Raw genomic sequence first — 26,109 nt, forward strand, 5'->3', positions numbered from 1 at the left:
GGTCCGCGCATCAACCGTCCAGCTTCGCCTTCAGGCGCTCGTTGACCTGGGCCGGGTTGGCCTTGCCCTGGGTGGCCTTCATCACCTGGCCGACGAAGAAGCCGAACAGCTTGTCCTTGCCGCCGCGATACTGCTCGAGCTGCTGCGGGTTGCTGGCCATGACCTCGTCGATGATGGCGTCGATCGCGCCGGTGTCGGTGATCTGCTTGAGGCCCTTGGCCTCGATCACCGCGTCGGCGTCGCCCTCGCCGTTCCACATCGCCTCGAAGACCTCCTTGGCGATCTTGCCGGAGATGGTCTCGTCCTGGATGCGCGCGATCAGTCCGGCCAGGCCGTCGGCGTTGACCGGGGCCTCCCCCAGTTCCACCTCGGAGCGGTTGAGCGCGGCGGAGAATTCGCCCATCACCCAGTTGGCGGCCAGCTTGGGTGCATCGCAGCCGGCGGCCACGGCCTCGTAGAAGTCGCCCATCTCGCGGGTCGCGGTCAGCACGCCGGCGTCGTAGTCCGACAGGCCGTACTGCTCGACGAAGCGCGCGCGCTTGGCGTCCGGCAGCTCCGGGAGCTTTTCGCGCACGGTCTCGATGAAGGCGCTGTCCACGACCAGTGGCAGCAGATCCGGATCGGGGAAGTAGCGGTAGTCGTTGGCCTCTTCCTTGCTGCGCATGGAACGCGTCTCGTCGCGGTCCGGGTCGTACAGGCGGGTCTCCTGGACCACCGTGCCGCCACTCTCGATCACGTCGATCTGGCGTTCGGCCTCGAAGTTGATCGCGCGCTCGACGAAGCGGAAGGAGTTCAGATTCTTCAGTTCCGCGCGGGTACCGAACTCGGTCTGTCCCTTCGGTCGGATCGAGACGTTCGCGTCACAGCGGAAGCTGCCTTCCTGCATGTTGCCGTCGCAGATATCGAGATAGCGCACCAGCGAGTGCAGCTTCTTCATGTAGGCGACGGCTTCCTTCGCGGAGCGCAGCTCCGGCTCGGAGACGATCTCGATCAGCGGGGTACCGGCGCGGTTGAGGTCGATACCGGTCATCGCCTCGAAGCCCTCGTGCAGGCTCTTGCCGGCGTCCTCCTCGAGGTGCGCGCGGGTCACCCCGATGCGCTTGGTCGTGCCGTCTTCCAGCTCGATATCCAGGTGCCCCAGGCCCACGATCGGCAGCTCGAACTGCGAGATCTGGTAGCCCTTGGGGAGATCCGGATAAAAGTAGTTCTTGCGCGCGAACACCGAGCGCGGGGTGATCTCGGCGTTGATCGCGAGCCCCAGCATCACGGCCCGTTCGACCGCGCCCTGGTTCAGCACCGGCAGCACGCCCGGCATGCCCAGATCCACCGGGCAGGCCTGGCGGTTGGGCTCGGCGCCGTAGGCGGTGGGCGCCCCGGAGAAAATCTTGGAGACGGTATTGAGCTGGGCATGAATCTCCAGCCCGATGACGGTTTCCCATTCCATGCGGCGATCCTCAGGCGAAGGCCGCCGGCACACGCGTGTGCCAGTCGGTCTCTTGCTGATACTGGTGGGCGACGCCGAGCAGGCGCGCCTCGTCGAAGTAGTTGCCGATCAGCTGCAGCCCCACCGGCAGACCATCGATCTCGCCGGCCGGCAGGGACATCGCCGGCAGCCCGGCGAGGTTCGCGGCGATGGTGTAGATGTCCGACAGGTACATGCTGACCGGATCGGCCTTGGCACCAAGTGCGAACGGCAGCTCCGGGGTGGTCGGGGCCAGCAGCACGTCCACGTCCGCAAACGCGCGGCGGAAGTCGTCGGCGATGATACGGCGGACCTTCTGCGCCTTCAGGTAGTAGGCGTCGTAGTAGCCGGCGGACAGCACGTAGGTGCCGACCATGATGCGGCGCTTCACCTCGTCGCCGAAGCCCTCCCCGCGCGAGCGGGTGTAGAGGTCCATCAGGTCCTCGGGGTTCTCGCAGCGATAGCCATAGCGCACGCCGTCGAAACGCGCGAGGTTGGAGGAGCATTCGGCCGGGGCGACCACGTAATAGGCCGGCACCGACAGGTGGCTGTTGGGCAGGCCGACCTCGCGCACCTCGGCACCGCGGCCCTTGAGCACCTCGATGGCCGCGTCGATTACGCCGCGCACGCGCTCGTCGAGGCCCGCCTCGCCGAAGAACTCGGTCGGCAGCCCGATGCGCAGGCCCTTGAGGTCCTGGTTCAGACCGGCGGTGAAGTCCTCAGCCGGGCGTTCGACGCTGGTGGAGTCGCGCTCGTCGAAGCCCGCCATCGCGTTCAGCATCCGGCCGCAGTCCTCGGCGGTCGCGGCCATCGGCCCGCCCTGGTCGAGACTGGAGGCGAAGGCGATCATCCCGTAGCGCGAGACGCGGCCGTAGGTCGGCTTAAGCCCGGTAATGCCGCAGAACGCGGCCGGCTGGCGGATCGAGCCGCCGGTGTCGGTGCCGGTGGCCCCCGGCACCAGGCGCGCGCCCACCGCGGCGGCGGAGCCCCCGGAGGAACCACCCGGGACCCGCCCGGTATCCCAGGGATTGCGCACGGGCCCGTAGAAACTGGTCTCGTTGGACGAACCCATCGCGAATTCGTCCATGTTGGTCTTGCCCAGCATCACCGCCCCGGCGGCATTCATGCGCTCGACCACGGTGGCGTTATAGGGCGAGACGAACGGATCCAGCATGCGCGAGCCGCAGGAGGTGCGCACGCCCTCGGTGCAGAAGATGTCCTTCTGCGCGATCGGCACCCCCAGCAACGGCGCTTGCTCGCCCTGGGCCAGACGCGCATCGGCGGCGTCGGCCTGCGCCAGCGCCTGCTCGGCGGTCACGGTGATAAAGCTGTTCAGTTCCGGATCGAGGCGCTCGATCCGGTCCAGATACAGCTGGGTCAGTTCGCGCGAACTGATCTCGCGGGCCTGGAGCTTGCGCACCCAGCCGGACAGGGTTTCCTGGGCCATGGTTTCGGGGACTCTTGCTGGCTAGAAGCGTGACGGATTCAACAGAACGGTGACAACGTGGAGTGGATCACGCGCGGGGGATCACTCGATCACGCGCGGGACCAGATACAGTCCGCCCTCGACGGCCGGGGCGATCGCCTGGTAGGCCTCGCGCCGGTCCGGCTCGGTGACCGCGTCCGGGCGCAGGCGCTGCTCGGCGTCCAGCGGGTGGGCCATCGGCTCGACACCCTCGATGGCCGCCCCATCCAGTTGTTCGACAAAGGCAAAGATATCGCTCAGCCCTCCCGCGAAATCCCGGGCCTGATCGTCGTTCATGGCCAGACGGGAGAGATGGGCGATGCGCCGGACTTCGGAGGTATCGACGGACATGGCGGGAAGGGTCCTGTTGCGTTCAGATTTTAGGGGAACACTGATCAATGAACACGCTCGCGCTCGAGTCGCTTTTGTGTGCGAACAAGGCGCGGCGACTGCCGTGCAGTCATTCTGCACAAGGGAACCGCAACGCCGTTCCCGCGCAAAAGCGGCCGAGCCCCTCGGGGTTGGCACCCCAGGTTCCCCGATCCGGCGTTGCGCCGCTTGCGGGTAGAACCACTACCCGCTGCGCGCCGCGCCTGGTCTCGGAAAACCTGGGGTGCCAACGCGAGCGTGTTCATTAATCAGTGTTCCCCTGAGGGCAAAACGGAGCGCAAACTTACCACAAAGCCGTTGTTGCCCAAACCCCGGGCGCTTGCTAGAGTCGACGGCTTTCCCGCCCGCCCACTCAAGCAGGTTTCTTCTTCATGTTCAAACGCCTCCTGGGGTTGTTCTCCAACGACATCTCCATCGATCTCGGCACCGCCAACACCCTTATCTATATGCGCGGCCAGGGCATCGTCCTGAACGAACCCTCCGTGGTCGCCATTCGTCAGGACCGCGGCCCGGGCGGCCCGCGCTCCATCGAGGCCGTGGGGATCGAGGCGAAGAAGATGCTCGGCCGCACGCCGGAGCACGTGGTAACGGTGCGCCCGATGAAGGACGGCGTGATCGCCGACTTCACCACCACTGAGAAGATGCTGCAGTACTTCATCAAGAAGGTGCACGAACGCCGGATCTTCCGGCCCAGCCCGCGCGTGCTGGTCTGCGTGCCCTGCGGCGCGACCCAGGTGGAACGCCGCGCGATCCGCGAATCGGCCTTCGGCGCCGGGGCGCGCAAGGTCTACCTGCTGCAGGAACCGGTGGCCGCGGCCATTGGCGCCGGCATCCCGCTGGACGAGGCGGTGGGCTCGATGGTGCTGGATATCGGCGGTGGCACCTCCGAGGTCGCCGTGCTGTCGATGAACGGCATCGTCTACTCGGAATCCGTGCGCATCGGCGGTGACACCTTCGACGAGGCCATCATGGCCTACGTGCGCCGCAACTACGGCGTGCTGATCGGCGAGGCCACCGCCGAGCGCATCAAGCACGCGGTGGGCTCCGCCTACCCGGGCAAGGAACTGCTGGAGATCGAGGTCAAGGGCCGCAACCTGGCCGAGGGCGTGCCGCGCTCGTTTACCCTGAACTCCAACGAGATCCTCGAGGCCCTGCAGGACCCGCTGTACGGCATCGTCTCCGCCGTGCGTACCGCGCTGGAACAGACCCCGCCGGAACTGGGCGCGGACGTTGCCGAGCGCGGCATCGTGCTGACCGGCGGCTCCGCCCTGCTGCAGCAGCTGGACCGCCTGCTGATGGAGGAAACCGGCATTCCGGTGGTCATCGCCGACGACCCGCTGACCTGCGTCGCCCGCGGCGGCGGCCGCGTGCTCGAGATGCTCGACGAAAAGCGGGTCGACTTCCTGGCAATGGAATAACCCCCACTCCGGCCACGGGAGCCCTGACTCTCCCGCGGCCGGTGACTCGGGTTACACTCCGGACCGCAACTGGTCGGCAGGATCGCGGGTACAACACGCCGCAACCCTGCCTCGTCGACGCGATCCGCAACCGGAGGTCACGCCATCAGCAAGCCGCTGTTCAGACTGGGTGTCTCGCCCACTCTGCGCCTGCTCGCGGTCATCCTGCTGGGCCTGGCGCTGATGGCGCTGGACCACCGCGTCAATGAACTGCAGTTTGTCCGCAGCACCCTGGCCACCGTGACCTACCCGCTGCAAGTCGCAGTGGACACACCGGTCCGTGCGGTCAGCCGGGTGTTCGAGTCGTTCACCCGCCGCGAGGACCTGATCACCGAGAACCGCATCCTGCGCAGCGAGAACGCGGAACTGCGCGCCCGCCAGCTGCGTTTCGAGGCCCTACAGCAGGAGAACGACCGCCTGCGGGCCCTGCTCAATACCGCGCAGCAGGCCGAGGAACGCGTCGAGATCGCCAAGCTGCTGGCCGTGGACCTAGACCCCTTCCGCCAGCAGATCGTGCTCAACAAGGGGCGCGCGGACGACGTCTACGCGGGCCAGCCGGTCATCAATGCCGACGGCGTGATCGGGCAGGTCCTGTCCACCCGCCTGACCAGTTCCGTGGCCCTGCTGATCTCCGATCCCAGCCATGCCCTGCCGGTGCTCAGCGCGCGCACGGGCCTGCGGGGGCTGGTGGTCGGGACCGGCAACCCGCAGCGCCTCGAGATGCGCCACGTCCCGCTGCAGGAAGACGTGGAACCCGGCGACCTGCTGCTGACCTCCGGGCTGGGCGGCCGTTTCCCGGCCGACTATCCAGTCGCCCGGGTCACCTCCGTCGAGCGCCCGCAGGGCCAGCCCTTTCTGAGCATCCAGGCCGAGCCGCTGGCGGCGCTGGACCGTTCCCGCGAGGTCCTGCTGCTGTGGACCGAGGGCATCATGCCGGGCATCGCCCCCCTTGAACTGGATGAGGATGCGGAGGCAAGGCCGGGCGCATTCACGCCGGAACCCGAGCCGGACGACAACGCGCCGGCAACGCCATGACCCGCGCCATCGGCATCCCCTGGCCGGTGGCGCTGACCCTGCTGGCGGCCCTGGCCCTGGCCATCGTGCCAATCCCCGAGACCCTGCGCCCCGCGCGGCCGGAGTGGCTGGCACTGGTCCTGATCTACTGGGCCATGGCGTTTCCGACCCGCGTGGGCATCCTGACCGCCTTTGTCGCCGGCTTGCTGCTGGATACCCTGATGGGGCAACTGCTGGGGCAGAATGCCATCGCCCTGGCGGTGATCATCTACATCGTGCTGCAGATCCATCCGCGCCTGCGGGTGTACCCGGTCTGGCAGCAGATGATGGTGGTCGCGATCCTGATCGCCCTGTACAAGCTGCTGGCCCTGTGGCCCCAGGGGATTACCGGTTTTCCACCGGACCGGATTACGTACTGGGCCCCGGTGATCACCAGCGCCTTGCTCTGGCCGCTGATCTTTTTCCTGCTGCGCGACGTGCGCCGGCGCTGGCTCCTGCACCTGACCTGAGGGAGACGCCGATTCGTGCACATACCCGCGCCCGGCTCGAAGCAGCGTGAACGGTCACGCATACTGTGCCCCGCCAACCCGAAACAAGGAGCCCTGCCATGGACACGAACAAGCAAACCGAGATCGAGGCCGCCGTATTCCGCCGCCTGCTGCAGCATCTGGACGAGCGCAAGGACGTGCAGAACATCGACTTGATGAACCTGGCCGGCTTCTGCCGCAACTGCCTGTCCAAATGGTACGTGGCCGCCGCCGAGGAACGCGGCGAGTCGATCGACTACGAAGGGGCGCGCGAGATCGTCTACGGCATGCCCTACAGCGAATGGAAGGCGCGCTACCAGCAAGAAGCGACCCCCGAGCAGAAGGCGGCATTCGAGGCCAGCCAGAAATCGCACGATGCATGATCATGGCCTGATCGAGACCCCGGAGGCCCTGCAGGGCTTTCTCGACACCATTGCCGGGACCGACTGGATCGCGCTGGACACCGAGTTCATGCGCGAGAAGACCTACTACCCGCGCCTGTGCCTGATCCAGCTGGCCACCCTCGACCAGATCGCCTGTGTCGACCCGCTGCGGCTGGATATGGGCCTGCTTGAGCCCCTGCTGTTCGATGCCGGCGTGACCAAGGTCTTCCATTCGGCATCACAGGATCTCGAGGTCCTGTATCGCGAGCTCGGGCGCGTCCCCGCCCCGGTATTCGATACCCAGATCGCCGCCAGCATGCTCGGCTACGGCGAGCAGATCGGCTATGCCAACCTGGTCAAGGCGATCCTCGACCGCGACCTCGACAAGAGCCAGACCCGCACGGACTGGTCACGCCGCCCGCTGAGCGAACAGCAGATCCACTACGCCGCGGACGACGTGCGCTTTCTGGCCACGGTGTTCATGCGCCTGCTGCATGAACTGGAGAGCCACGACCGCATGCACTGGCTGCGCCCGGAGATGGAGGCGCTGAGCAACCCCGCCCTGTACGAACCGGATCCCGACGGTGCCTGGCAGCGCGTCTCTGGCGTCAAGCGGCTCAAGCCGCGCGAGCGCGGCGTGCTGAAGGCCGTGGCGGCCTGGCGCGAACGCGCCGCACAGGCGAGTGATCGCCCGCGACGCTGGATCCTGGCCGACGATATCCTGATCGACATCGCCCGGCGCACCCCTCAGGACACCGCGGCCCTGCACCAGCTGCGGGGCTTTCCCGACGGCATGAAGCCGCCGCGTCAGGAAGAACTGCTGGAGGCGATCCGCGAGGGCCAGGCCCTGCCGCGTGAGGAATGGCCACAGCTCCCGGAGAAGGCGAAGCTCACCGAGGCCGAGGAGGTCCTGGCCGACATCGGCATGGCCCTGCTGCGCGAATGCGCGCGACGCAACCAGATCACCGCCGCCGCGATCGCCCAGCGCAAGGATGTCATCGAGTTGCTGAAGGGGGACGGCACAACCGGCCGCCTGGGCAGCGGCTGGCGCCACGAGATCGCCGGAAAGACCATCGCCCGCTGGTTTGCGGGCGATGGCGAACTGGCACGTACGGAGGAGGGCTTGCAGATCCGCCCGTGAGCATCGAACGGGCGGATCTGCGGGGCGGTCAGGCCGCCTTGTAGATCCCGCGACGCGGCGAGGTCAGCCGGCCCTGGCGCTTCAGGTAGGCCAGGGTCTGGCTGATGTTCTTGGTATCCAGACCGATCTTCTCGGCCTCGGCCTTGATCTCCTTGATACCCATCTCCGGCTTGTTCGCGACAATCTCGCACAGCTTCTGGCTGATCGACTCGCCTCCGGCGCGCCGCCCGCGACGCCCACCGCTGGTGCTGGCGGCTCGGCCCACACGGCCGCCCAGTTCGCGGATCTGGCGCTCCAGCTCGTTGAGCTCCTTGCGGTGGCGCGCCAGCATCTCCTTGCGCTTTTCCATCAGCTTCTCGCGCTTCTCACGGCGTTCGGCCTCCTTGCGCTCGGCCTCTTCCTTTTCCCGCTGGCGCGCGAGGGCGTACAGTTCTTCGGCTGAAAGATCGGAGGCCTTCTTGTTATCCATGCTCATGCAACACTCCCGGATTCTGAAAATCGATTCAATGACAGGTCTGGGCCACAGGGGGTTCATAACCCCGCCCCATTCTCTAAAACTAGGGAAACACTGGTTAATGTACACGCTCACGTTGGCTCCCCAGGTTTTCCGAGCCAAGGCGCGGTGTGCAGCCGGTAGTGGTTCTACCGGCAAGGGCGGCAACGCAGGATTGGGGAACCTGGGGTGCCAACCCCGAAGGGGCTCGGCCGCTTTTGTGCGTGAACGGCGTTGCGGCTCCCTTGTGCAGAATGACTGCACGGCAGTCACCGCGCCTTGTTCGCACACAAAAGCGACTCGAGCGTGAGCGTGAGCGTGTACATTAACCAGTGTTTCCCTTGGCCACGGCAGAATAATACGAACCCATGGAACGATGCCAGAAAGATTATAAGAATACGCAGGAAATACAAGCGTCCGCTCGCACTCTTTCTCCTGAAAAGAGAAAGCAGATATGTGACGAGGTGGCACGGCTGTATCATTTGATCGAAGGCACACCGGGCAAAGACCTCCCGGCCATTCGATTTGATCTGAAAGGCCGGGCAGCCGGGCAATGGCGCCTGAGCAAGAATGCGGAAACCCTGCGCTTCAATCCGGAAGCCTTCAGCCTGGAATGGGATCAGCATTTTCCCGAGACGGTGGCGCACGAGGTGGCCCACTCGCTGGTCTACCGCGCCCACGGCATACGAAGGGTTCGGCCCCATGGCCCCGAATGGAAAGGGCTGATGCGGGCGCTGGGTTTCCCCAATCCGAGTGTCACGCATGCGACGGCGCTGACCACTCGCACGATGCGCCAGTACGACTATGTATGCGGATGCGGTCCCCAGCCCCTGAGCGCCCGCCGACACTTTCTCATTAACAAGCGCGGCTATCGGTACCAATGCCGCCAATGCGGCCAGTGGCTGCGACGCTCCGGCAGGAGTTGCAGCTGATACCGCGCGCACCCACGATCAAGCACACGCATCCGGGCGCGCCGGGATCATATGAAAACCCGGCACCCCGCCGTCATCGTCCCGGGAAGGAATGTCGGTTCAGATACTCCAGTAAACGCGCCGTTGCACCCTGATTCTCTGCAATAAAAGCGGTTGCGCGCTGCCGAATAATCTCGCGTCGGGACTCATCCTCCCCCAGCCACGCAGCCATCCGCGCGACCGCCTCCTCGGCATTCCTTGAACGCCATAGCAGATCCGCGGCCTCCATGCGTTCCACCAGAAGTTCAAAGTTGTCGACATGCGGCCCCATGACGACCGGACAATTCCAAAATGCGGCCTCCAGCGGGTTGTGGCCACCAACACCGACCAGTGACCCCCCAATAAAGGCGACATCGGCCAGGCCAAAGAAACGTTTCAACTCCCCCAGCGTGTCCAGCAGCCAGAAATGCGTGGCGGCATCCGGCACACCTTCGCTGCGGCGAATGAAGCTTTGCCCGGAACGTTCCAGCAGGTCTGCCACTTCGGGAAACCGCTGCGGATGGCGTGGTGCCACGATCACCAGAAGGCGTGGATACTCGGCGCGCAGTGCGTGCAGCCCCGGCAGCAATTGGGCCTCTTCGTCGGCATGGGTACTGGCGAGAATCACCACCGGGCGCCCCTCAACCACTGGACGCAGGGACCGGACCTCCTGGCGATCGTCCTCCTCGATGTGGATGTCGAACTTGATATCGCCATTGACCGTCACGCGATCGGGCACGGCCCCAAGGGCGACGAAGCGCTCCCGGTCCAGCGCATTGCGACAGGCAATCCAGTCAAATCCGCTCATGGCCGGCGCGATCAGCCGCGGGATCCGGGCATAGCGTCGGGCCGAACGTCCGGACATCCGGGCGTTCGCCAGCACGACCGGCACCGCGGCACGCCGCGCCTCCGCCAGCATGTTCGGCCAGATCTCGGTCTCCATGACCACGATGGCGCGCGGTCGCACGGCACGCAGGAATCGGCGCTGCAGCCAGGGCAGGTCCAGTGGCAGGAAACGATGCATGACCTGACCGCCGAGCCGCTCCGTCAGCATGGCGGCACCGGTCGGCGTCGTGGTCGTCACCAGAATGCGCCGCGGGCCGGCGTCCAGCAGCCGGCGAATCAGGGCTTCCGCCGCCAGCACCTCGCCGACCGATACCGCATGAATCCAGATCTCGGCCGGCTCCGGCGCGCGCGCCCAGCCCATGACCTCGCCCAGCCGGACACGCACCGAAGCCCGACGGCTGCGCAAGCCGTGGCGGATCAGCAACAAGGGGGTCAGCAACGCAAGCAGCGCCGTGTAGACTACGCGGGTCATTCGCAGGGAGACTCCGATCCGTGACGGCACGGCCCGAACCATCGAGCGCGACCGAACGCCCACCCCGCGGTCCCACCACCTGGCCCATGTGGGCGGTCATCGGCCTGGCACGGCTGGTCATCCAGCTGCCCATCCGCTGGCAGCAGGCACTCGGCCGCGGCATCGGGCGACTGTTCTACCGCTTCGGCCGCGAGCGTCGTGCGATCGCCCGCACCAACCTCGAACTGTGCTTTCCCGACCAGTCCACCGAGCAGCGCGAACAGTGGCTGCACGAGCACTTCGAGGCGGCCGGAATGGGGGTCCTCGAGATGGCCATGGCCTGGTGGGGACGCGACACGCAACTCAAGGGACATTACACAATCCACGGGCTGGAACATCTGGACAGGGCACTGGAGCAGGGCAAAGGGGCCCTGCTGGTCAGCGCCCATTTCACCACACTCGAGCTCTGCGGGCGCCTGCTGGGCCTGCACCGGGACTTTGCCGCGATGTACCGGCCCAGCGAGCGCCCGCTGATCAATTACCTGTTCAAGGTCAACCGCGACCGGCACACGGCGGGCGTGATCGCCCGCGACGACGTGAAGGGCCTGCTGCGCACCCTGCGCAACAACATGCCCGTGTGGTACGCGCCCGACCAGGCCACCAGCGGGCGCCAGACCGAACTGGTCCCGTTCTTCGGCGAACCCGCGAACACGCAAACGGCCACCCATCGCATCGCCCGGGTCAGCGGCGCCCCGGTCCTGCCCTTCTTCGGCTACCGCCGGGACGACGGCCACTACGTCGTGACCATCCACCCCCCGGTGGAAGACTTCCCTACCGAGGACGCCTACGCCGACACCCTGCGCATCAACCACATCATCGAAGAAGCCGTGATGGACGCCCCGGGCCAGTACTTCTGGACCCACAAGCGCTTCAAGAAGCGCGCGGGCATGCCCGATCCTTACGCGGGCTGAGGCTCGCGCGCGATCAGTCTTCCAGACCCAATTCGCGGCGGATATGCGCAGCCACCTTCGGCGTATCGTTGACCGGCGCGTAGGACCACTGATCGAGCGCCCCGCTAAACGGTCGGGTCACGCCTTCCGCCTCCAGGGCAGAGTGAAAGGCCTGCAGGCGACGGCCGAGCGGCCCCAGGGCCACCGTGTATACGGGGACACCGGTCGCCGCCGCCTCCGAGACCATGGACACGGAATCGGCACTGACCACGATATGGTCGGCTGTTGCCAGCATCGCCATAAAGGGGTTCTCGCCCTGCCCGTCCCAGACAAACCCGGGAACATCCGCCAGCCCCTCGACCAGTCGTCGCGTGCTGGCCGCGCCCGTCCGCCGCGAGGGCGTGACCAGCACACTTCCCCAGGAGGCTTCTGCGGCCGAACGCAGGTCACGGATCAGGGCATCTAGTCGTTCCTGCCCCAGATCACCGCGCTGGGTAGCACCCCCGATCAGCACCGCGACCCAGGGCCGGGGAAACGCCGCCCAGGCGTCCCCCAGATCCGCGCGCGCCGACTCCAGCCGCTCGGCGGTCACCCGGTGCAGGGCGCCACGCGTCGCAATCACGTTGGGGCCGGCCAGCCCATCGTGACGCGGCGGCACCACCCAGTCGAAATGGCGCGGAGAGATCTGCGGGTCCTGCACATGCACAGTCATGATGGCGCCACGACTGGCGCGCTTGAGGGCGACGGCAACCGTGGCGCTCCGCCGCCCGCAAGAGATCAGCAGGCGTGGCCAGGGTGGCTCCAGGGCATCACTGTCAGCGGTCAGTCCCCGCAGCACGCCCGGGGCAAAGGAGCCGGGCATCCAGCGCCAGGGGCGTCGCAGCCCCACCGTCTTGTGCTCGTAGGGCAGCCCGACGGCCTCGGCCAGGCCACGGACCTGACTGGTCATCCCGGCCTCGCCGGTGGTCAGGGTCCAGCACGAGATCTCGTTCACAGCCAAGCGGCCCGCGTCCGGCTTTCGCTCAAGCGGGCACACCCCTCTGCACAGGGGTATCCGGCGAGGCCAGTTCGTGGCGATTGCGCCACTCTTCGGTGACGTAGTTGATGATCAGGGACCGGCGTACACCTTCAAGCGGGCGCCGATGATAGCCGTGCCAAGTGTTGTCGGCCGGCACAAATACCAAGGCGCTGTTATACGTACCGGGGGCGGTCTCGTAGTGCGTCTCGGCGTCCACGTACACATCCGTGCCCCAGTTCTCGTAGCCCGGATCGGTGGACAGGTACAGCAGCATGGTGAATTTCTTCACACCCAGGTCCGTATGCGGTGCCAGCCAGAAACCCTCGGTATCCAGGCAGTGCTCGATACGCAAGTAATTGCCGCTCACGTCCACGCCGCACACCTCAAAGATCGCATCCAGCACCTGCGGACTCTCGAAGGCCGCCGCAACGCTCTCGCAGACCTCGAAGGCCTTCCGATTCTCGGCGTCGAAGAAGCGGCGGGAGCTGTTGTGCGTCTCGCGCTTGCCCTCGGTATCGCCGATCGCCGGCGCCTTGAACGGCAGTGCCTCAACTGCACGCGCTGCCGCCTCGGGCAGCACCGCGTGCGGATACCACCGCCGATATGGATATGCCTCCGATGACGCCCGCCGCAGCGACGCCTCCACCTGCTCTGCCACTTCAGCGGCTGTATCCATCATCGAACGCCTTGTTTATCGACAATCTTTATAATGAGCCACCATAACAGCCCCATCGTACTGAAAACCAATCGGGCACCTACCAAACCGTCCATCGCAAACAATGCCTCAAGGGAGGTAGGCCGGAAGCACGTGAACTTTCCATCGACTTACTAGCCAGGCGTGGACTCGCTTGCCCAAGGAATCGGTCAAACGATCCATTCCACGCATCAACCCGGCGACCCCCGGCGGCCCCGAAGTACGAGGTACACGACCATCCATCATCGACTCACCACCGTCCTCCCATGCCAACGCGGGAAAGACCTGAAGGATGCACAAACGCTTTTTCCAAGCCTGCGACAACAAGGTATCGTATGGCCTCGAAAAGGCAGCCTCCCAGGAGTCCAGAACCTTTCTGGCGCCAAGCCGCGAGTACACAAAGCCCGTCGCACCAAACCCTGGGCGCAGGGACACGAAGACATCCATACCTTCAACGTGCGCCACCACTGGCCCCTTCACAGTACCAGGGCGGTTCTCCAGCTTGATCAGATCCCAGCCACTGATCCCGCTTTCCAGCCTTCGAACCTGTTCGACGAAATTCGACGCTATCTCGGCGTCATCCTCCAGAATCACGCACGACTCTTCGCCCGTTTTCAGGAACAACCTCAGAGCCCGAAAATGGCTGAGGACGCAGCCGATTTCGGATGCCTGAAGCGGCTGACGGAATCGGCTCGCCCGGTAGCCCCGCTGGCGAGCCTCGAAGTCGGACAAGCATCGCCCGTCGACCGCAGGAACAAACTCCGGTTCGACACCGCAGCTTCGAAGCCTTCGCGTGACCGCTGCACGACGTTCAACGGCGCGATCCAGGCTAATTACGAAAACCCTCATGTCATCCTGACCCTGCGAACTCAGACTCTATTTCGGCCTAGCGAATCGTCTAGAATACACGAGCTTCAAATGCCGAGGCCGCTTTGTGCCCCTTCCACGATTTACTGAAACGCTCCGCCCCATAGCGGATTCGCTGAAAAATCACCCTCTTTACTTCGCGAACTCTTTGCTCGTGTTCGCCGTACTGACAGGGATCATCGCTTACGAACATGGCCCCTTTACGGCATCGCTTCTGCTCTTGGCACTGGCGACCCTATACCCCCTCGCCAAAGAGTTCCCCGAAGCCTTCAAGCTACACTGGCCCTGGATACTCGGCCTGATGGCATATGGGGGCTCCAGCATCGCCCTAGGGCTATTGCACGGCACACCGATTGACGAACTCGGCAAGCCTCTGCGATTCATTCTCGGGGTTCTCGTATTCCTCCACCTGGCCCGCACCGGGTTCAGTACCGCCGCATTCTGGTGGGGTGCCGGGCTAGGGGCCGCGCTCGCGGGCGCCCTGGCCATTCACGAGGTCGCCATAGAAGGCGCAAGACGGGCCGCACTCGGATTCAACCCGGTACCGTTCGGCATCCTCCTCGGCACGCTTGGCACCCTTGCACTTTATCGCGCCTCCACGCACCCCCGACTGCCGGGTGTCATGGTCTTTTTCATGTTTTCCGGCCTCGCCTTTGCCGGGACCATAGCGTCCGGTACTCGCGGAGCCTGGCTGATCTGGATTGTGGGCGCAACGCTGATCGCCCTGTTCCGGCTGCGCCGTTCGGCCATTCTCACTTCGCAAAAGTGGCTTCTACTTGCGGCCGTACTTCTCGGTGTCGCTGGGCTGACCTGGTCTGCAGGACATGACCGTATCGACCGCTCGCTGGAGGAAATCCGGCTAATTCAATCCGGAGAACTCCAATCCAGCCTTGGAACACGCGTGCAACAGTGGCACATCGGGGCTGAGCTGGGGATGCGCAATCCTCAAATAGGCCTTGGGTCGGACCGAACCGAAATCCACGACGCCGCAAAGGAAGCACTCGACGCGCACGGCTACGACTCCCGAGTCATCACTGAGTTTACTCACTTCCACAACCAGTACATCGAGAATTTCGTGACATTCGGCTTACCCGGCCTGATCGCATGGCTGGCCTTGCTAACCGCATTGGTCTACAAGACTTCTCCGTCCGCCCGAGAGCCAGCGATCCTCTTGCTCAGCGCATTCGCCATCGGCTCCCTCTTCGAATCGACAATGGAGGCTGGCCGACTGATCTTCATGATCATACTGGTGGGCAGTATGGTGCGCTTGCTGCACGACCCGCTACGCGAGAAAGAGTCGACACGTACCAACGGTCAACTCAGGCCCAAGGCATAGATGAGACGCGTACTGCAAATGGTCCCCGCGCTAGAATCAGGCGGCGTGGAGCGCGGCACCCTGGAGATCGGGCAATCCTTGGTTGCCGCCGGCCACCGCTCCTTGGTGATGTCTGCGGGCGGACGGATGGTGCCAGAGCTCGAGGCGCAGGGGAGCGAACACTTTTCCTGGCCCATTGGGAAGAAGTCCCCCTGGACGTTTCGCCTGGTTCGACCACTACGCCAGTTCCTCCACGAACAGCGTGTGGACGTCATAGACGTTCGGTCGCGCATGCCGGCCTGGATAGCGTGGAAGGCTTGGTCTGGCCTGCCTTCCAGCGAACGACCGCGACTGGTCACGTCGGTCCACGGCTTCAACTCGGTCAACCGTTACAGTGCGATCCTCACGCGTGGCGAGCGCGTGGTCACGGTATCCGAAAGCCTCCGCTCGTTCCTGCTGAACCATTACCCGCACCTTGACCCCGGCCGCATCGAGGTGATCCATCGCGGAATTGATACCGGCGAATACTACCCCGAGTTTCGGCCTTCACCGGGCTGGATGGCCCTGTGGGAGAAAACGTTCCCCCAGCTTCAGGGACGCTACACAATCGCACTGCCGGGACGCATCACTCGACTGAAAGGCCACCTCGACGCACTGGACATCCTGAAAGGGCTTCGGGACCGGAATATACCGGCCCACCTGCTCATCGTCGGCGGTACTGACCCGCGGAAGCAAAACTATCACCGAGAGCTGGTACGCCGGATCTCGGAAGATGAACTGGGTCCCCACGTGACTTTCACGGGTCAACGTAGCGACCTGCGCGAAATCCTGGCCATGTCGGACGCCGCCTTGTCCATATCCACACAACCGGAGTCCTTCGGCCGCACGACTCTTGAGGCCCTGAGCCTGGGACGCCCGGTTCTCGGATACAACCACGGCGGGGTGGGCGAACAGTTGGCAACTCTGTTCCCGGAAGGCCTCGTCCCTGTGGGCGATACGCAACTGGCCGCCCAACGGCTGGCTGAATGGGCGCAAGGAGACCACCCGCTCCCCCGGTGGCCTCACACGTGGGATCTAAACACCATGTGTCAGCGGACAATCAAATTATATGAATCACTTACCAACGGAACAGACACCCACCACCGAATTACATGAGCCTCGGAGTTCTACCCACAGCACTCCTGCCAATGTTGCGGCCCCACCCGAGAGCGACCACATCCAGCCTCGAGAACGTCCCGATCTGGTTCAAGGGGTAACCTCCCAAATTTTTGACACAGCTTGACCTGACAGTCGCCTGCAGTTCGGCGACAATCCTCTGTCTAGCTAAGGCGCAGTGAACACAGCCCTAGCTGGCCAGGCCAGGTACTCGCAACTCTTCAGCGCCATCGAACAAGGAATCACCAATGGAACAGAGCGAGCAAACGCCTGCCCACGAAGTCGGCAGCAAACAAGTCATCTGCATGAAATGGGGCTCGCTCTACGGTCCGGAATATGTCAACCGGCTGTACGCTGCCGTGCGACGTCAAACGACGGGACCGGTCCGGTTCGTGTGTCTTACCGATGACCCCAACGGCTTGCGCTCGGAAGTCGAGACGCACCCATGCCCCGAAATCGACATTCCCGAACCTTGGTGCAACACCGGGTGGCGCAAGTTGACGCTCTATCTAGATCCAGCCTCGCTCTCCGGTCTCGAGGGCGACTGGCTGTTCCTGGATCTGGACGTTGTAGTGACGGATTCCCTCGACCCTTTCTTCGAGCACGAACGCGACCACCCCTTCGTCGTGATGCAGAACTGGACCCAGCCCGGGTCTGGAATCGGCAACACATCCGTGTTCCGGTTTCGCATGGGGGTGCACGGCTACCTGCTGGAAAGGCTGCTCAGCAACTTCCATCATTTCCACAAGCGGTACCGCAACTCACAGACGTTCATAAGCCGCGAGATCGACTCCTTGCGATTCTGGCCGGATGCGTGGTGCGCGCTTTTCAAGGTCCATTGCGTACCGGCCTGGCCCGCCCGTCTCTGGCGCACACCGGCGATACCCGAGGGTGCCCGCGTAGTCGCTTTCCCGGGCTCGCCCAACCCGCCGGATGCCCTGGAAGGAAAATGGCCGGAAAAACGCTGGCGCAAAAGGCTGTACAAGCAGATCCGCCCAACTCCCTGGATCGATACCTATTGGGCGCGAGCCGAAGAGGCCTTGGCAGCGGAAATAGCGAACTCCCGGGACTGACCGAGGTAACTGACAGGGACCTGATCTGGCCCGCGCCCCCCCGGTCACGCGGAAATCAGTCGTCGTCTTTCAGGATGAACTGGGTGCCGCAGTAGGGGCACTGGAAGCGGCCGTCCGGGGTCTCGTCGATCGGGAGGAAGACGCGTGGGTGCGAGGCCCACAGGGCCATCTTCGGGGTGGGGCAGTGCAGCGGCAGGTCCTTGCGCGTGACCGTGATCTCGGTCTGCGCGTTCGGTGTCTGGTACTGGTCCTGATGGTGGGCGGTATCGGGATTCACCATGATTCTTCTCGCTTCCGGTTGACGGAAAATTCGGGCGCCTCAGACGAAGGTCAGCCAGCCCTCGTGGCGGCTGTCGCGCCCCTGCACCACGTCGAAGTAGCGTGACTGCAGGCGCTCGGTGATCGGGCCGCGGGTGCCGGTGCCGATCGGGCGATCGTCGACCTCGCGGATCGGGGTCACCTCGGCGGCGGTGCCAGTGAAAAAGGCCTCGTCGGCAATGTACACCTCGTCGCGGGTGATGCGCTTCTCAATGACCTCCAGCCCCTCCTCACGCGCCAGCTCGATCACCGTGCGGCGGGTGATGCCGTCCAGCGCGGAGGTCAGGTCCGGGGTAAACAGCACGCCGTCGTGCACGATGAAGATGTTCTCGCCACTGCCCTCGGCCACGAAGCCCTCGGTATCCAGCAGCATGGCCTCGTCGTAGCCGCAGCGGGTGGCCTCCTGCAGGGCCATCATGGAGTTCATGTAGTTGCCGTTGGCCTTGGCCTTGCACATGGTCACGTTCACGTGGTGGCGGCTGTAGGAAGAGGTGCGGATGCGGATTCCCTTCTCGATCCCCTCGTCGCCCAGGTAGCTGCCCCAGTGCCAGGCCGCGACCATCGCGTGCACCAGCAGGTTGTCGGCGCGCAGCCCCATGCCCTCGGAGCCGAGAAAACACATCGGCCGCAGGTAGGCGCTTTCCAGTCCGTTGTCGCGCACGGACGCGATCTGCGCCTCGTTCAGCGCCTCGGCGGTGTAGGGGATGGTCATCCCGACGATCTTGGCCGAGTTGAACAGCCGTCGGGTGTGATCCTGCAGGCGGAAGATCGCCGGGCCCCGCGCGGTCTTGTAGGCGCGCACGCCCTCGAACACCCCCATGCCGTAGTGCAGGGTGTGGGTCAGTACGTGGGTCTGCGCCTCGCGCCAGGGCACCATCTGCCCGTCCAGCCAGATCACCCCGTCGCGGTCGGCCATCGACATCGTCTTGTTCCTCTATGCGTTCTGGTTCGCGGCCGTTTGCGGCTCGCCGAACAGGTCATTCCAGGCTTCGATCACGCGATCGCGCACGGCGCAGAGCGCGTCGTCGGGCGCCTCGACTCGGGCATCCGACCCCGCCAGCGTGAGGCGGTGGATGCGATTGCGCAGATCCCGGTAGGCATCCGCCAGCGCCGCGCTCAGGCTCGCGTCGATCACACCCTCGCGCCCGAGCGCCTCCAGCGTGCGGATCTTGTCCGGCCAGTCGCAGACGGCGGGGTGCTCGTGCGCGGATACCAAAACCCAGTATTGAACCATGAATTCAATATCAGTGATACCGCCACGGTCGCGCTTGAGATGGAAGCCCTGGCCCTTCTTCGAGGCGTGTTCCGCCAGCATGCGATCGCGCATCTCGACGACCTCGGCCCGCAGCGCCCCGGCGTCGCGCTCGCGGGTCAGGACCTCGCGGCGCAGGGCGTGAAAGCGCTCGCCCAGCTCGGCATCCCCGGTCACGAAGCGGGCCCGCACCAGCGCCTGGTGTTCCCAGGTCCAGGCGGACTCGTCCTGGTAGCGCCGGAACGCCTGCAGGCCACTGACCAGCAACCCCGCCGTGCCACTGGGCCGCAGCCGGGTATCCACCTCGTACAGGCGGCCCGCCGGGGTAAAGGCCCCCAGCAGGTGCACCACCCGCTGGGCCACCCGCGCGAAGAACTCGGTGTTGTCGATCACCTTCGGGCCCGCCGTCTGGGCTTCATCGCCTTCACTGTCGTGCAGGAACACCACGTCCAGATCCGAACCATAGCCCAGCTCGAAGCCGCCCAGCTTGCCGTAGCCAATCACCGCGAAGCGCGCCACCCGCCGCGCGTCCGACGCCCCGCACTGCGGCTCGCCGTGGCGCTCGACCATCTTCTCCCACGCCAGTTGCAGCACCCGCTCCAGCAGGACCTCGGCAAGCCAGGTCAGGTGATCGGAGACCTTCATCAGCGGCAGGAAGCCCATGATGTCGGCGGCCGCCACGCGCAGCGTCTGCACCTGCTTGAACTGCCGCAGGCGGTCCAGCATCTGTTCGTGGTCCTGCTCGGGAAACTGCGCCAGTTCGGCCTCCAGCTCCTCGCGCAGCCCGTCGCGATCCGGCGGTGCGTAGAGCGCACGCGGATCCAGCAGCTCGTCCAGCAGCACCGGATGCCGGGTCAGCTGTTCGTTGATCCACGGGCTGGCGGCCACCAGCTTCACCAGCTGGGACAGCGCCAGCGGGTTTTCCACCAGCAGCGACAGGTAGACCGAACGCCGGGCGATGGTGCGCACCATCTGCAGGGCCCGGGGCAGCACCGCATCCGGGGCCTCCATCTCCGCGATGGCCCCGATCAGCAGCGGCATCAGGCGGTCCAGCCGCTGGCGCCCGGTCACGCTCATCGCACGCACGCCCGGGCTCTCGCGTAGATCGGCGATGCCGCGCAGGGCCTCGTCCGCATGCTGGAAGTCCATCGCCTCCAGTACCGCGCGGGCATCATCCTCCGGGAGCGCCCCCTGCCAGAGACGATTCAGCTGCTGCTCGCGATCCGCCTCCGGCGAGGCCTCCATGGCCGCCCCGTCCGCGCGCTGCGGGGCGCTGAAGACCTGCTCGAAGTGGGCATGCACCCGCCGCTGCTCGCGCAGCAGCGCCATCTCGAACGCGGCCTCGTCGTCGAAACCCAGCGACAGCGCCAGGCGGTGGCGATCATCCCCGTTGGAGGGCAGGCGGTGCGTCTGCTGATCATTCAGCATCTGCAGGCGATTCTCCACGCGGCGCAGGAAGCGATAGGAACGCTCCAGCTGCTCGACCGCGTAGGCCGGCAGGAGCTCGCGCTCGCGCAGCACCCCCATCACGCCCAGCAGGTCGCGACGCTGCAGCGCCTGGTCGCGTCCGCCCCGGATCAGCTGGAACGACTGCGCGATGAACTCGATCTCACGGATCCCGCCCTCGCCGTGCTTCACGTCCTCGAACCGGCCGCGCCGCGCCGACTCGTCGTTGATCATCTGCTTCAGCTCGCGCAGGTTGGCGAGGGTGCCGTAGTCCAGGTAGCGTCGATAGATGAACGGGCGCAGCCGCCGCATCAGCCGCGCGCCGGCCTCGGGGTCGCCCGCCAGCGGGCTCGCCTTGATCAGGGCATAGCGCTCCCACTCGCGTCCGTGCGCCTGGTAGTAGTCCTCCATGGCGTCGAAGTGCATCACCAGCGGGCCGGAATCGCCGAATGGGCGCAGGCGCATGTCCACGCGATAGCAGAAGCCATCCGCGGTCACATCCGACAGCACCGCGATCAACTGCCGCCCCAGGCGCTGGAAAAACGCCTGGTTCTCGATCACCCGTTCGCCATCGGTCTCGCCCGCCTCCTCGAAGGCGAAGATCAGATCGATGTCGGAGGAGAAATTGAGCTCGCCGCCCCCCAGCTTGCCCAGCCCCAGGACCACCATGGACTGGGCCTCGCCCGCCGGCCCGCGGGGCTGGCCGTAACGCTCCTGCAAGTGCCGGTCCAGCCACTGCAGCCCGCCCTCGATCAGGGATCGGGCCAGCCGGCTCAGGTCGTGCATCACCTCGTCGAGGTCTGCCTGGCCCGACAGATCGCGCCAGGCCACGCGGATCATCTCGCGATGCCGGGTCTCGCGCAGCACATGCCGCAGCGCGGCCTCGTCGGCGGCACCCTCCAGTCGCGCCTGGAGGGTGCGTTCGAAAGCGGCATCGTCACAGGCCGCCACCCGGCCCTCCGGGTCCAGGGCCTCGAGCAGGTATTCCGGGTGCTGGCGCACCGTCTGCGCCAGGTAATGGCTGAAGGCCAGCGCCACGGGCGTCGCCGCGAGGAAGGTATCCGGCCAGGCGCATTTCTCATCCAGCTCGGCCAGCAGGTCGCGAACCTCCTGCTGCAACGACACGGGCAGGGACGCGGGGGATTCGGGCAGAGGCTTGTCCATGTGCCAAGCCTATCAGCGTTGCACCCGATTGGGTGCCCGGCCCAGCGCGCCGCCGACCCAATGGGTATTGACACGGGATGAGAACACAAATAACAATCGTTCTCGTCTACTAGATACCAACACCTGACCATTCTTCAATGAGGAACCGCACCATGACGCTTCGTCCACTTGCCTGGCTGATCGGCACCGCCGCGGCCATCGCCGTCAGCATGCCGCTGGTCGGCTGCAGCCCCGCCGATCAGGACGAGGTCAACCTCTATTCGGCGCGCCAGGAAAACCTGATCAAGCCGCTGCTCGACGACTTCACCGATCAGACGGGCATTCAGGTCAACCTGGTGACCGGCGGTGCGGACAGCCTGCTGCAGCGCCTGCGCCACGAGGGCCGCAACTCCCCGGCCGATCTCTTCATCACCGTAGATGCGGCGCGCCTGCATCAGGCCCGCGAGGCCGGCGTGCTGCAGGGAATCGAGTCCGAGGTGCTGCACGAGAACATCCCCGAACGTTATCGCGACCCCGACGGGCTGTGGTTCGGCCTGTCCTCGCGGGCCCGCCCGATCCTTTATCACGAGGATCGCGTCGACCCGTCCGAGCTGTCGACCTACGAGGCCCTGACCGATAGCCAATGGGAAGGCCGCATCTGCATCCGCTCCTCCAGCAACGTCTACAACCAGTCGCTGGTGGCCGCGATGATCGCGACCGAGGGCACCGACGCCGCCCAGGAGTGGGCCAACGGAATCGTCGCCAACATGGCGCGCCAGCCGCAGGGCGGGGATCGCGACCAGATCCGCGCGGTGGCCGACGGGGTCTGCGACATCGCGATCGCCAACACCTACTACCTGGGCCTGATGCTGGACGGCGAAGGGCGTGATCGCGAAGTCGCCGAACAGATCGGCGTCTTCTGGCCCAACCAGGACGACCGCGGCACGCACGTCAACATCAGCGGCGCCGGTGTCACCGCGCACGCCCCGAACCGGGACAACGCGATCCGCCTGCTGGAGTTCCTCTCCGCCACCGAGGCCCAGGAGTGGTACGCCGAGGTCAACCAGGAGTACCCGATCCGCGACGACGTCCCGGCGAGCGAGATCCTTCAGGGATTCGGCGACTTCAAGGCCGACAACATCGAGCTCTACCGGCTGGGCAACCACAACGCCGAGGCCGTGCGCGTGATGGATCGGGCCCGCTGGCGCTGAGCCTGAACCATCACACCATGCACCCCACTCGCCCCCGGCCCTCCGGGGGCGTTTTGTTTGCACTCCGGAAGACATCGGAGACTCGGATGCAAAGAACCCGCCATCGCGCCGGCGTCAATCCGCCAGTCCTGAAGCGGCCATAGTGGTATTCGAAACAAGAACCTTTACTATTCGCACTCCATGAGCGCACAGACGACCAGTACGGCCGCCCCAGCGGCACCCCACGCGACCCGCCGGCGCCTGCCGTCGAGTCCGTGGACGGCGATTGCCCTCGTCGTGGCGCTGACCCTCGCCCTGCCGATCCTGGTCATCTTCGGGCACGTATTCATCCCCGCCGGGGAGGTCTGGACCCATCTGCGCGAGACTGTCCTCGCGGATTACGTGTTCAATTCCCTGGCGCTGCTGATCGGGGTCGGTATCGGGGTCCTGCTGATCGGGGTGCCGGTGGCCTGGCTGGTCAGCGTCTGCGACTTCCCCGGGCGCGGCATCTTCCAGTGGGCGCTGATGCTGCCGCTGGCCATGCCGGCCTACATCATTGCCTATACCTATACCGGCATGCTGGATTTCAGCGGCCCGGTCCAGGTGCTGATCCGTGACCTGACCGGCCTGGGCTACGGCGAATACTGGTTCCCCGAGATCCGCTCGCTCGGCGGCGCCATGGCCATGCTCACACTGGTGCTGTACCCCTATGTCTACCTGCTCAGCCGGGCCGCCTTCCTGGAACAGTCGGTGTGCGTTCTGGAGGTCTCCCGCACCCTGGGCGCCGGCCCGTTCGGCGGTTTTCGCCGGGTCGCCCTGCCGCTCGCGCGCCCGGCCATCATCGCCGGACTGACCCTCGCCCTGATGGAGGTCCTGGCCGACTACGGCACGGTCGCCTACTTCGGCGTCAGCACCTTCACCACCGGGATCTTCCGCACCTGGTACGGCCTGGGCGACCCGGCCGCCGCCGCCCAGCTGTCGGCCGTGCTGCTGACCTTCGTCTTCGTCCTGATCGTACTGGAACGCTGGTCCCGGGCCCGGGCACGCTTCCATCACACCAGCCGCCGCTACTCCACCCTTCCGCGCTATCAACTGCGCGGCTGGAAGGGGGCCGCGGCCTTCGTCGGCTGCCTGCTGCCAGTGCTGCTGGGCTTCCTGCTGCCGGCCCTCCAGCTCGGCCTGTGGACCATGCAGACCACCGACCACTGGATGAACCCGGCCTTCGGGCGCCTGGTCTTCAACAGCTTCTGGCTGGCGATCGCGGCTGCCGTGATCGCCGTCGCCCTGGCCCTGCTCCTTGCCTATGCCCGGCGCATGGAAGGCGGTCGTTTCACGAACGCCGCTGTACGCGTCGCCGGGATGGGCTATGCGGTGCCCGGCATCGTGATCGCGATCGGGGTGATGATCCCGTTCGCCGCGTTCGACAACGCCCTGGACGGCTTCATGCGCGACACCTTCGGGCTGTCCACCGGATTGCTGCTGTCGGGTACCGTCTTCGCCCTGCTGTTCGCCTACACCGTGCGCTTCCTGGCGGTCTCGCTGCAGACGGTCGAGGCGGGGCTGGGCAAGATCCAGCCGAGCATGGATGACGCCGCCCGCTCGCTCGGGATGCGCCCCCTGCAGACCCTGACGCGGGTGCACCTGCCGATCATGCGCGGCACCCTGCTGACCGCGCTGCTGCTAGTGTTCGTCGACGTACTCAAGGAGCTGCCCGCCACGCTGATCCTGCGCCCGTTCGACTTCAACACCCTCGCGGTGCGCGCCTTCGAGCTGGCCGGCGACGAACGCCTGGCCGAATCCTCCTCCGCCGCACTGGCGATCGTGCTGGTGGGCCTGGTTCCCGTTATCCTGCTGTCCGTGACCATCGGCCGCTCGCGCCCCGGCCAGCAGGGCCCGACCCGCGCGGCGGACGAACAGCCGCCGCAGAAACCCCTCGCCATGCCCGCAGGCACGACGAATTCCCCATGACCCAGCCCGCCATGACCCAGCCCATCGACACCAGCCTGCAGGTGCCTCACACGCCGCTGATCGCCCTCGATCAGGTCGACATCGGCTACGACGGCACCGCCGTGGTCCACCAGGTATCGCTGGCCCTGTCCAAGGGCCAGATCGGCTGCCTGCTGGGCCCCTCCGGCTGCGGCAAGACCACGCTGCTGCGCGCCATCGCCGGGTTCGAGCCGCTGATGGCCGGCAGCATCCAGCTGGACGGACGCAGCGTCAGCGACGCCCGGGGCACGGTGCCGCCGGAGAAGCGCGGGGTCGGCATGGTGTTCCAGGACTTCGCCCTGTTCCCGCACTTGAGCGTGGCCGACAACATCGCCTTCGGCATTCGCCACTGGGGCCGCGAGGATCGCGACGAGCGCATCCGCTCGCTGCTCAAGCTGGTGGGCCTGTCGGGCTATGGCGAGTCCTTCCCGCATGCCCTGTCCGGCGGCCAGCAGCAGCGCATCGCGCTGGCCCGGGCCCTGGCCCCGCGGCCCAAACTGCTGTTGCTGGACGAGCCCTTCTCCAGCATGGACGTGGAGCTGCGCAGCGAGCTCGCGCGCGAAGTGCGGCGTATCCTGCGCGCGGAGAACACCACCGCCATCCTGGTCACCCATGACCAGCACGAGGCCTTCGCCTTCGCCGACCGCATCGCGGTCATCCACCAGGGCCGCGTGGCCCAGTGGGATACCGCCTACAACCTCTACCACCGCCCGGCGGATCGCTTCGTCGCCGACTTCGTCGGCGAGGGCACGCTGATCCCCGGCATGGTCTGCGCCGAGCATGTGGTGGATACCGCCTTCGGCGAGATCGAGGGCACTCTGTCGGAGCAGCTGCCGCCCGGCACGGCCGTGGATGTCCTGGTCCGCCCGGACGACATCGCGATCGACAACGAGGCCGGCACCATCCGCACCGAGATCCTCGACAAGGCCTTCCGCGGAGCGGACTTCCTCTACACCCTGCGTCTGCCGGACGGGCTCAGCGTGCTGTGCATGGCCCCGTCCCACGACAACTTCGTGATCGGCGAACACGTACGCCTGCGTCTCGATTTCACCCACCTGGTGGTGTTCTCGCGGGGCAGCGGGGTGGACTGCCCGGCGACCTGATCCGCCGCCGGCGTAACGCA

At 65.8% G+C, this 26,109-nt stretch carries 24 protein-coding genes; 13 read left to right on the forward strand and 11 right to left on the reverse strand.

What is annotated here, in order from left to right; genetic code table 11:
* Nucleotides 1–10: 10 nt before the first annotated feature.
* From gatB to gatC, 3 genes are all read right to left on the reverse strand, one after another.
* Complete coding sequence (gene gatB / locus C996_RS0102320) at nt 11–1,444, reverse strand: Asp-tRNA(Asn)/Glu-tRNA(Gln) amidotransferase subunit GatB (protein ID WP_018865858.1); 1,434 nt, start codon at nt 1,442–1,444, stop codon at nt 11–13.
* A gap of 10 nt (nt 1,445–1,454) precedes the next feature.
* On the reverse strand, nt 1,455–2,909 hold the full coding sequence (gene gatA, locus C996_RS0102325; RefSeq protein WP_018865859.1) for an Asp-tRNA(Asn)/Glu-tRNA(Gln) amidotransferase subunit GatA: 1,455 nt from the start codon (nt 2,907–2,909) through the stop codon (nt 1,455–1,457).
* Nucleotides 2,910–2,990: 81 nt separating this feature from the next.
* On the reverse strand, nt 2,991–3,278 hold the full coding sequence (gene gatC, locus C996_RS0102330) for an Asp-tRNA(Asn)/Glu-tRNA(Gln) amidotransferase subunit GatC (protein WP_018865860.1): 288 nt from the start codon (nt 3,276–3,278) through the stop codon (nt 2,991–2,993).
* 410 nt (nt 3,279–3,688) lie between these two features.
* On the opposite strand from gatC, the gene C996_RS0102335 reads away from it, so the two are divergent.
* From C996_RS0102335 to rnd, 5 genes are all read left to right on the forward strand, one after another.
* On the forward strand, nt 3,689–4,735 hold the full coding sequence (locus tag C996_RS0102335; RefSeq protein WP_018865861.1) for a rod shape-determining protein: 1,047 nt from the start codon (nt 3,689–3,691) through the stop codon (nt 4,733–4,735).
* A 222-nt stretch (nt 4,736–4,957) separates the two neighbouring features.
* Nucleotides 4,958–5,809, forward strand: coding sequence for a rod shape-determining protein MreC (gene mreC, locus C996_RS0102340; RefSeq protein WP_018865862.1), 852 nt, complete (start codon nt 4,958–4,960; stop codon nt 5,807–5,809).
* A complete protein-coding gene (gene mreD / locus C996_RS0102345; RefSeq protein WP_018865863.1) occupies nt 5,806–6,297 on the forward strand; it encodes a rod shape-determining protein MreD in 492 nt (163 codons plus the stop codon). The genes mreC and mreD overlap by 4 nt, the downstream gene beginning before the upstream one ends.
* Nucleotides 6,298–6,395: 98 nt before the next feature.
* A complete protein-coding gene (locus C996_RS0102350) occupies nt 6,396–6,698 on the forward strand; it encodes a DUF1244 domain-containing protein (protein WP_018865864.1) in 303 nt (100 codons plus the stop codon).
* Nucleotides 6,691–7,839 (forward strand): ribonuclease D, encoded by a 1,149-nt coding sequence (gene rnd / locus C996_RS0102355; protein ID WP_018865865.1) that lies wholly within the window; start codon nt 6,691–6,693, stop codon nt 7,837–7,839. Before C996_RS0102350 ends, rnd begins: the two co-directional genes overlap by 8 nt.
* A gap of 28 nt (nt 7,840–7,867) precedes the next feature.
* On the opposite strand, the gene C996_RS0102360 is transcribed toward rnd, so the two are convergent.
* Nucleotides 7,868–8,314: a hypothetical protein gene (locus tag C996_RS0102360; RefSeq protein ID WP_018865866.1), complete on the reverse strand. Its 447-nt coding sequence runs from the start codon at nt 8,312–8,314 to the stop codon at nt 7,868–7,870.
* 386 nt (nt 8,315–8,700) lie between these two features.
* Here C996_RS0102360 and C996_RS13960 point away from each other — a divergent pair, with 386 nt between their 5' ends.
* Entirely contained in the window at nt 8,701–9,264 is a 564-nt protein-coding gene (locus tag C996_RS13960) for a SprT-like domain-containing protein (protein ID WP_231366510.1), read from the forward strand.
* Nucleotides 9,265–9,337: 73 nt separating this feature from the next.
* Here the strand turns inward: C996_RS13960 and C996_RS0102370 are convergent, their stop codons facing one another.
* Nucleotides 9,338–10,600: a 3-deoxy-D-manno-octulosonic acid transferase gene (locus C996_RS0102370; protein WP_018865868.1), complete on the reverse strand. Its 1,263-nt coding sequence runs from the start codon at nt 10,598–10,600 to the stop codon at nt 9,338–9,340.
* Nucleotides 10,601–10,620: 20 nt separating this feature from the next.
* Between C996_RS0102370 and lpxL the strand changes: the two genes are divergently transcribed.
* Nucleotides 10,621–11,550: an LpxL/LpxP family Kdo(2)-lipid IV(A) lauroyl/palmitoleoyl acyltransferase gene (gene lpxL, locus C996_RS0102375; RefSeq protein ID WP_255349354.1), complete on the forward strand. Its 930-nt coding sequence runs from the start codon at nt 10,621–10,623 to the stop codon at nt 11,548–11,550.
* A 13-nt stretch (nt 11,551–11,563) separates the two neighbouring features.
* Here lpxL and C996_RS0102380 read toward each other — a convergent pair whose 3' ends face one another.
* From C996_RS0102380 to C996_RS0102390, 3 genes are all read right to left on the reverse strand, one after another.
* Nucleotides 11,564–12,523 (reverse strand): mitochondrial fission ELM1 family protein, encoded by a 960-nt coding sequence (locus C996_RS0102380; RefSeq protein WP_018865870.1) that lies wholly within the window; start codon nt 12,521–12,523, stop codon nt 11,564–11,566.
* Nucleotides 12,524–12,551: 28 nt separating this feature from the next.
* A complete protein-coding gene (locus C996_RS0102385; RefSeq protein WP_026279167.1) occupies nt 12,552–13,223 on the reverse strand; it encodes a 2OG-Fe(II) oxygenase in 672 nt (223 codons plus the stop codon).
* A 108-nt stretch (nt 13,224–13,331) separates the two neighbouring features.
* Entirely contained in the window at nt 13,332–14,090 is a 759-nt protein-coding gene (locus C996_RS0102390) for a glycosyltransferase family 25 protein (RefSeq protein WP_026279168.1), read from the reverse strand.
* Nucleotides 14,091–14,262: 172 nt separating this feature from the next.
* Between C996_RS0102390 and C996_RS0102395 the strand changes: the two genes are divergently transcribed.
* The 3 genes from C996_RS0102395 (at nt 14,263) to C996_RS0102405 (ending at nt 17,651) form a co-directional block, all read left to right on the forward strand.
* On the forward strand, nt 14,263–15,444 hold the full coding sequence (locus tag C996_RS0102395) for an O-antigen ligase (protein ID WP_231367124.1): 1,182 nt from the start codon (nt 14,263–14,265) through the stop codon (nt 15,442–15,444).
* On the forward strand, nt 15,445–16,578 hold the full coding sequence (locus C996_RS0102400; protein WP_018865874.1) for a glycosyltransferase: 1,134 nt from the start codon (nt 15,445–15,447) through the stop codon (nt 16,576–16,578).
* Between the two features lie 248 nt (nt 16,579–16,826).
* A complete protein-coding gene (locus tag C996_RS0102405; RefSeq protein ID WP_018865875.1) occupies nt 16,827–17,651 on the forward strand; it encodes a hypothetical protein in 825 nt (274 codons plus the stop codon).
* Nucleotides 17,652–17,706: 55 nt separating this feature from the next.
* Here C996_RS0102405 and C996_RS0102410 read toward each other — a convergent pair whose 3' ends face one another.
* From C996_RS0102410 to glnE, 3 genes are read right to left on the reverse strand one after another with little or no spacing between them, the layout of a single operon-like run.
* Nucleotides 17,707–17,931, reverse strand: coding sequence for a zinc-finger domain-containing protein (locus C996_RS0102410; protein ID WP_018865876.1), 225 nt, complete (start codon nt 17,929–17,931; stop codon nt 17,707–17,709).
* 39 nt (nt 17,932–17,970) lie between these two features.
* The gene (locus C996_RS0102415) at nt 17,971–18,891 is read right to left on the reverse strand and encodes a branched-chain amino acid transaminase (RefSeq protein WP_018865877.1); all 921 of its coding nucleotides are present in this window, start codon (nt 18,889–18,891) and stop codon (nt 17,971–17,973) included.
* A gap of 12 nt (nt 18,892–18,903) precedes the next feature.
* Nucleotides 18,904–21,831, reverse strand: coding sequence for a bifunctional [glutamate--ammonia ligase]-adenylyl-L-tyrosine phosphorylase/[glutamate--ammonia-ligase] adenylyltransferase (glnE, locus tag C996_RS0102420; protein ID WP_018865878.1), 2,928 nt, complete (start codon nt 21,829–21,831; stop codon nt 18,904–18,906).
* Between the two features lie 152 nt (nt 21,832–21,983).
* Between glnE and C996_RS0102425 the strand changes: the two genes are divergently transcribed.
* The 3 genes from C996_RS0102425 (at nt 21,984) to C996_RS0102435 (ending at nt 26,089) form a co-directional block, all read left to right on the forward strand.
* Nucleotides 21,984–23,021: a Fe(3+) ABC transporter substrate-binding protein gene (locus C996_RS0102425; RefSeq protein WP_018865879.1), complete on the forward strand. Its 1,038-nt coding sequence runs from the start codon at nt 21,984–21,986 to the stop codon at nt 23,019–23,021.
* Between the two features lie 180 nt (nt 23,022–23,201).
* Nucleotides 23,202–24,968 (forward strand): iron ABC transporter permease, encoded by a 1,767-nt coding sequence (locus tag C996_RS0102430; protein ID WP_038028299.1) that lies wholly within the window; start codon nt 23,202–23,204, stop codon nt 24,966–24,968.
* Between the two features lie 11 nt (nt 24,969–24,979).
* Nucleotides 24,980–26,089, forward strand: coding sequence for an ABC transporter ATP-binding protein (locus C996_RS0102435; protein WP_038035574.1), 1,110 nt, complete (start codon nt 24,980–24,982; stop codon nt 26,087–26,089).
* Nucleotides 26,090–26,109: the final 20 nt, after the last annotated feature.

Source organism: Thioalkalivibrio sp. ALE25 (assembly GCF_000377285.1).
GTDB lineage: Bacteria > Pseudomonadota > Gammaproteobacteria > Ectothiorhodospirales > Ectothiorhodospiraceae > Thioalkalivibrio.

Excerpts from the sequence above, each read along its gene's own strand:
- mreD (WP_018865863.1), top strand. The coding sequence starts at position 5,806 with ATGACCCGCGCCATCGGCATCCCCTGGCCGGTGGCGCTGACCCTGCTG.
- C996_RS0102350 (WP_018865864.1), top strand. The coding sequence starts at position 6,396 with ATGGACACGAACAAGCAAACCGAGATCGAGGCCGCCGTATTCCGCCGC.
- C996_RS0102335 (WP_018865861.1), top strand. The coding sequence starts at position 3,689 with ATGTTCAAACGCCTCCTGGGGTTGTTCTCCAACGACATCTCCATCGAT.
- gatB (WP_018865858.1), bottom strand. The coding sequence starts at position 1,444 with ATGGAATGGGAAACCGTCATCGGGCTGGAGATTCATGCCCAGCTCAAT.
- gatA (WP_018865859.1), bottom strand. The coding sequence starts at position 2,909 with ATGGCCCAGGAAACCCTGTCCGGCTGGGTGCGCAAGCTCCAGGCCCGC.
- C996_RS0102430 (WP_038028299.1), top strand. The coding sequence starts at position 23,202 with ATGAGCGCACAGACGACCAGTACGGCCGCCCCAGCGGCACCCCACGCG.
- C996_RS0102360 (WP_018865866.1), bottom strand. The coding sequence starts at position 8,314 with ATGAGCATGGATAACAAGAAGGCCTCCGATCTTTCAGCCGAAGAACTG.
- glnE (WP_018865878.1), bottom strand. The coding sequence starts at position 21,831 with ATGGACAAGCCTCTGCCCGAATCCCCCGCGTCCCTGCCCGTGTCGTTG.
- C996_RS0102370 (WP_018865868.1), bottom strand. The coding sequence starts at position 10,600 with ATGACCCGCGTAGTCTACACGGCGCTGCTTGCGTTGCTGACCCCCTTG.
- C996_RS0102435 (WP_038035574.1), top strand. The coding sequence starts at position 24,980 with ATGACCCAGCCCATCGACACCAGCCTGCAGGTGCCTCACACGCCGCTG.
- gatC (WP_018865860.1), bottom strand. The coding sequence starts at position 3,278 with ATGTCCGTCGATACCTCCGAAGTCCGGCGCATCGCCCATCTCTCCCGT.
- C996_RS0102400 (WP_018865874.1), top strand. The coding sequence starts at position 15,445 with ATGAGACGCGTACTGCAAATGGTCCCCGCGCTAGAATCAGGCGGCGTG.
- C996_RS0102410 (WP_018865876.1), bottom strand. The coding sequence starts at position 17,931 with ATGGTGAATCCCGATACCGCCCACCATCAGGACCAGTACCAGACACCG.
- C996_RS0102390 (WP_026279168.1), bottom strand. The coding sequence starts at position 14,090 with ATGAGGGTTTTCGTAATTAGCCTGGATCGCGCCGTTGAACGTCGTGCA.
- C996_RS0102425 (WP_018865879.1), top strand. The coding sequence starts at position 21,984 with ATGACGCTTCGTCCACTTGCCTGGCTGATCGGCACCGCCGCGGCCATC.
- rnd (WP_018865865.1), top strand. The coding sequence starts at position 6,691 with ATGCATGATCATGGCCTGATCGAGACCCCGGAGGCCCTGCAGGGCTTT.
- mreC (WP_018865862.1), top strand. The coding sequence starts at position 4,958 with ATGGCGCTGGACCACCGCGTCAATGAACTGCAGTTTGTCCGCAGCACC.
- C996_RS0102405 (WP_018865875.1), top strand. The coding sequence starts at position 16,827 with ATGGAACAGAGCGAGCAAACGCCTGCCCACGAAGTCGGCAGCAAACAA.
- C996_RS0102385 (WP_026279167.1), bottom strand. The coding sequence starts at position 13,223 with ATGGATACAGCCGCTGAAGTGGCAGAGCAGGTGGAGGCGTCGCTGCGG.
- C996_RS0102415 (WP_018865877.1), bottom strand. The coding sequence starts at position 18,891 with ATGTCGATGGCCGACCGCGACGGGGTGATCTGGCTGGACGGGCAGATG.
- C996_RS13960 (WP_231366510.1), top strand. The coding sequence starts at position 8,701 with ATGGAACGATGCCAGAAAGATTATAAGAATACGCAGGAAATACAAGCG.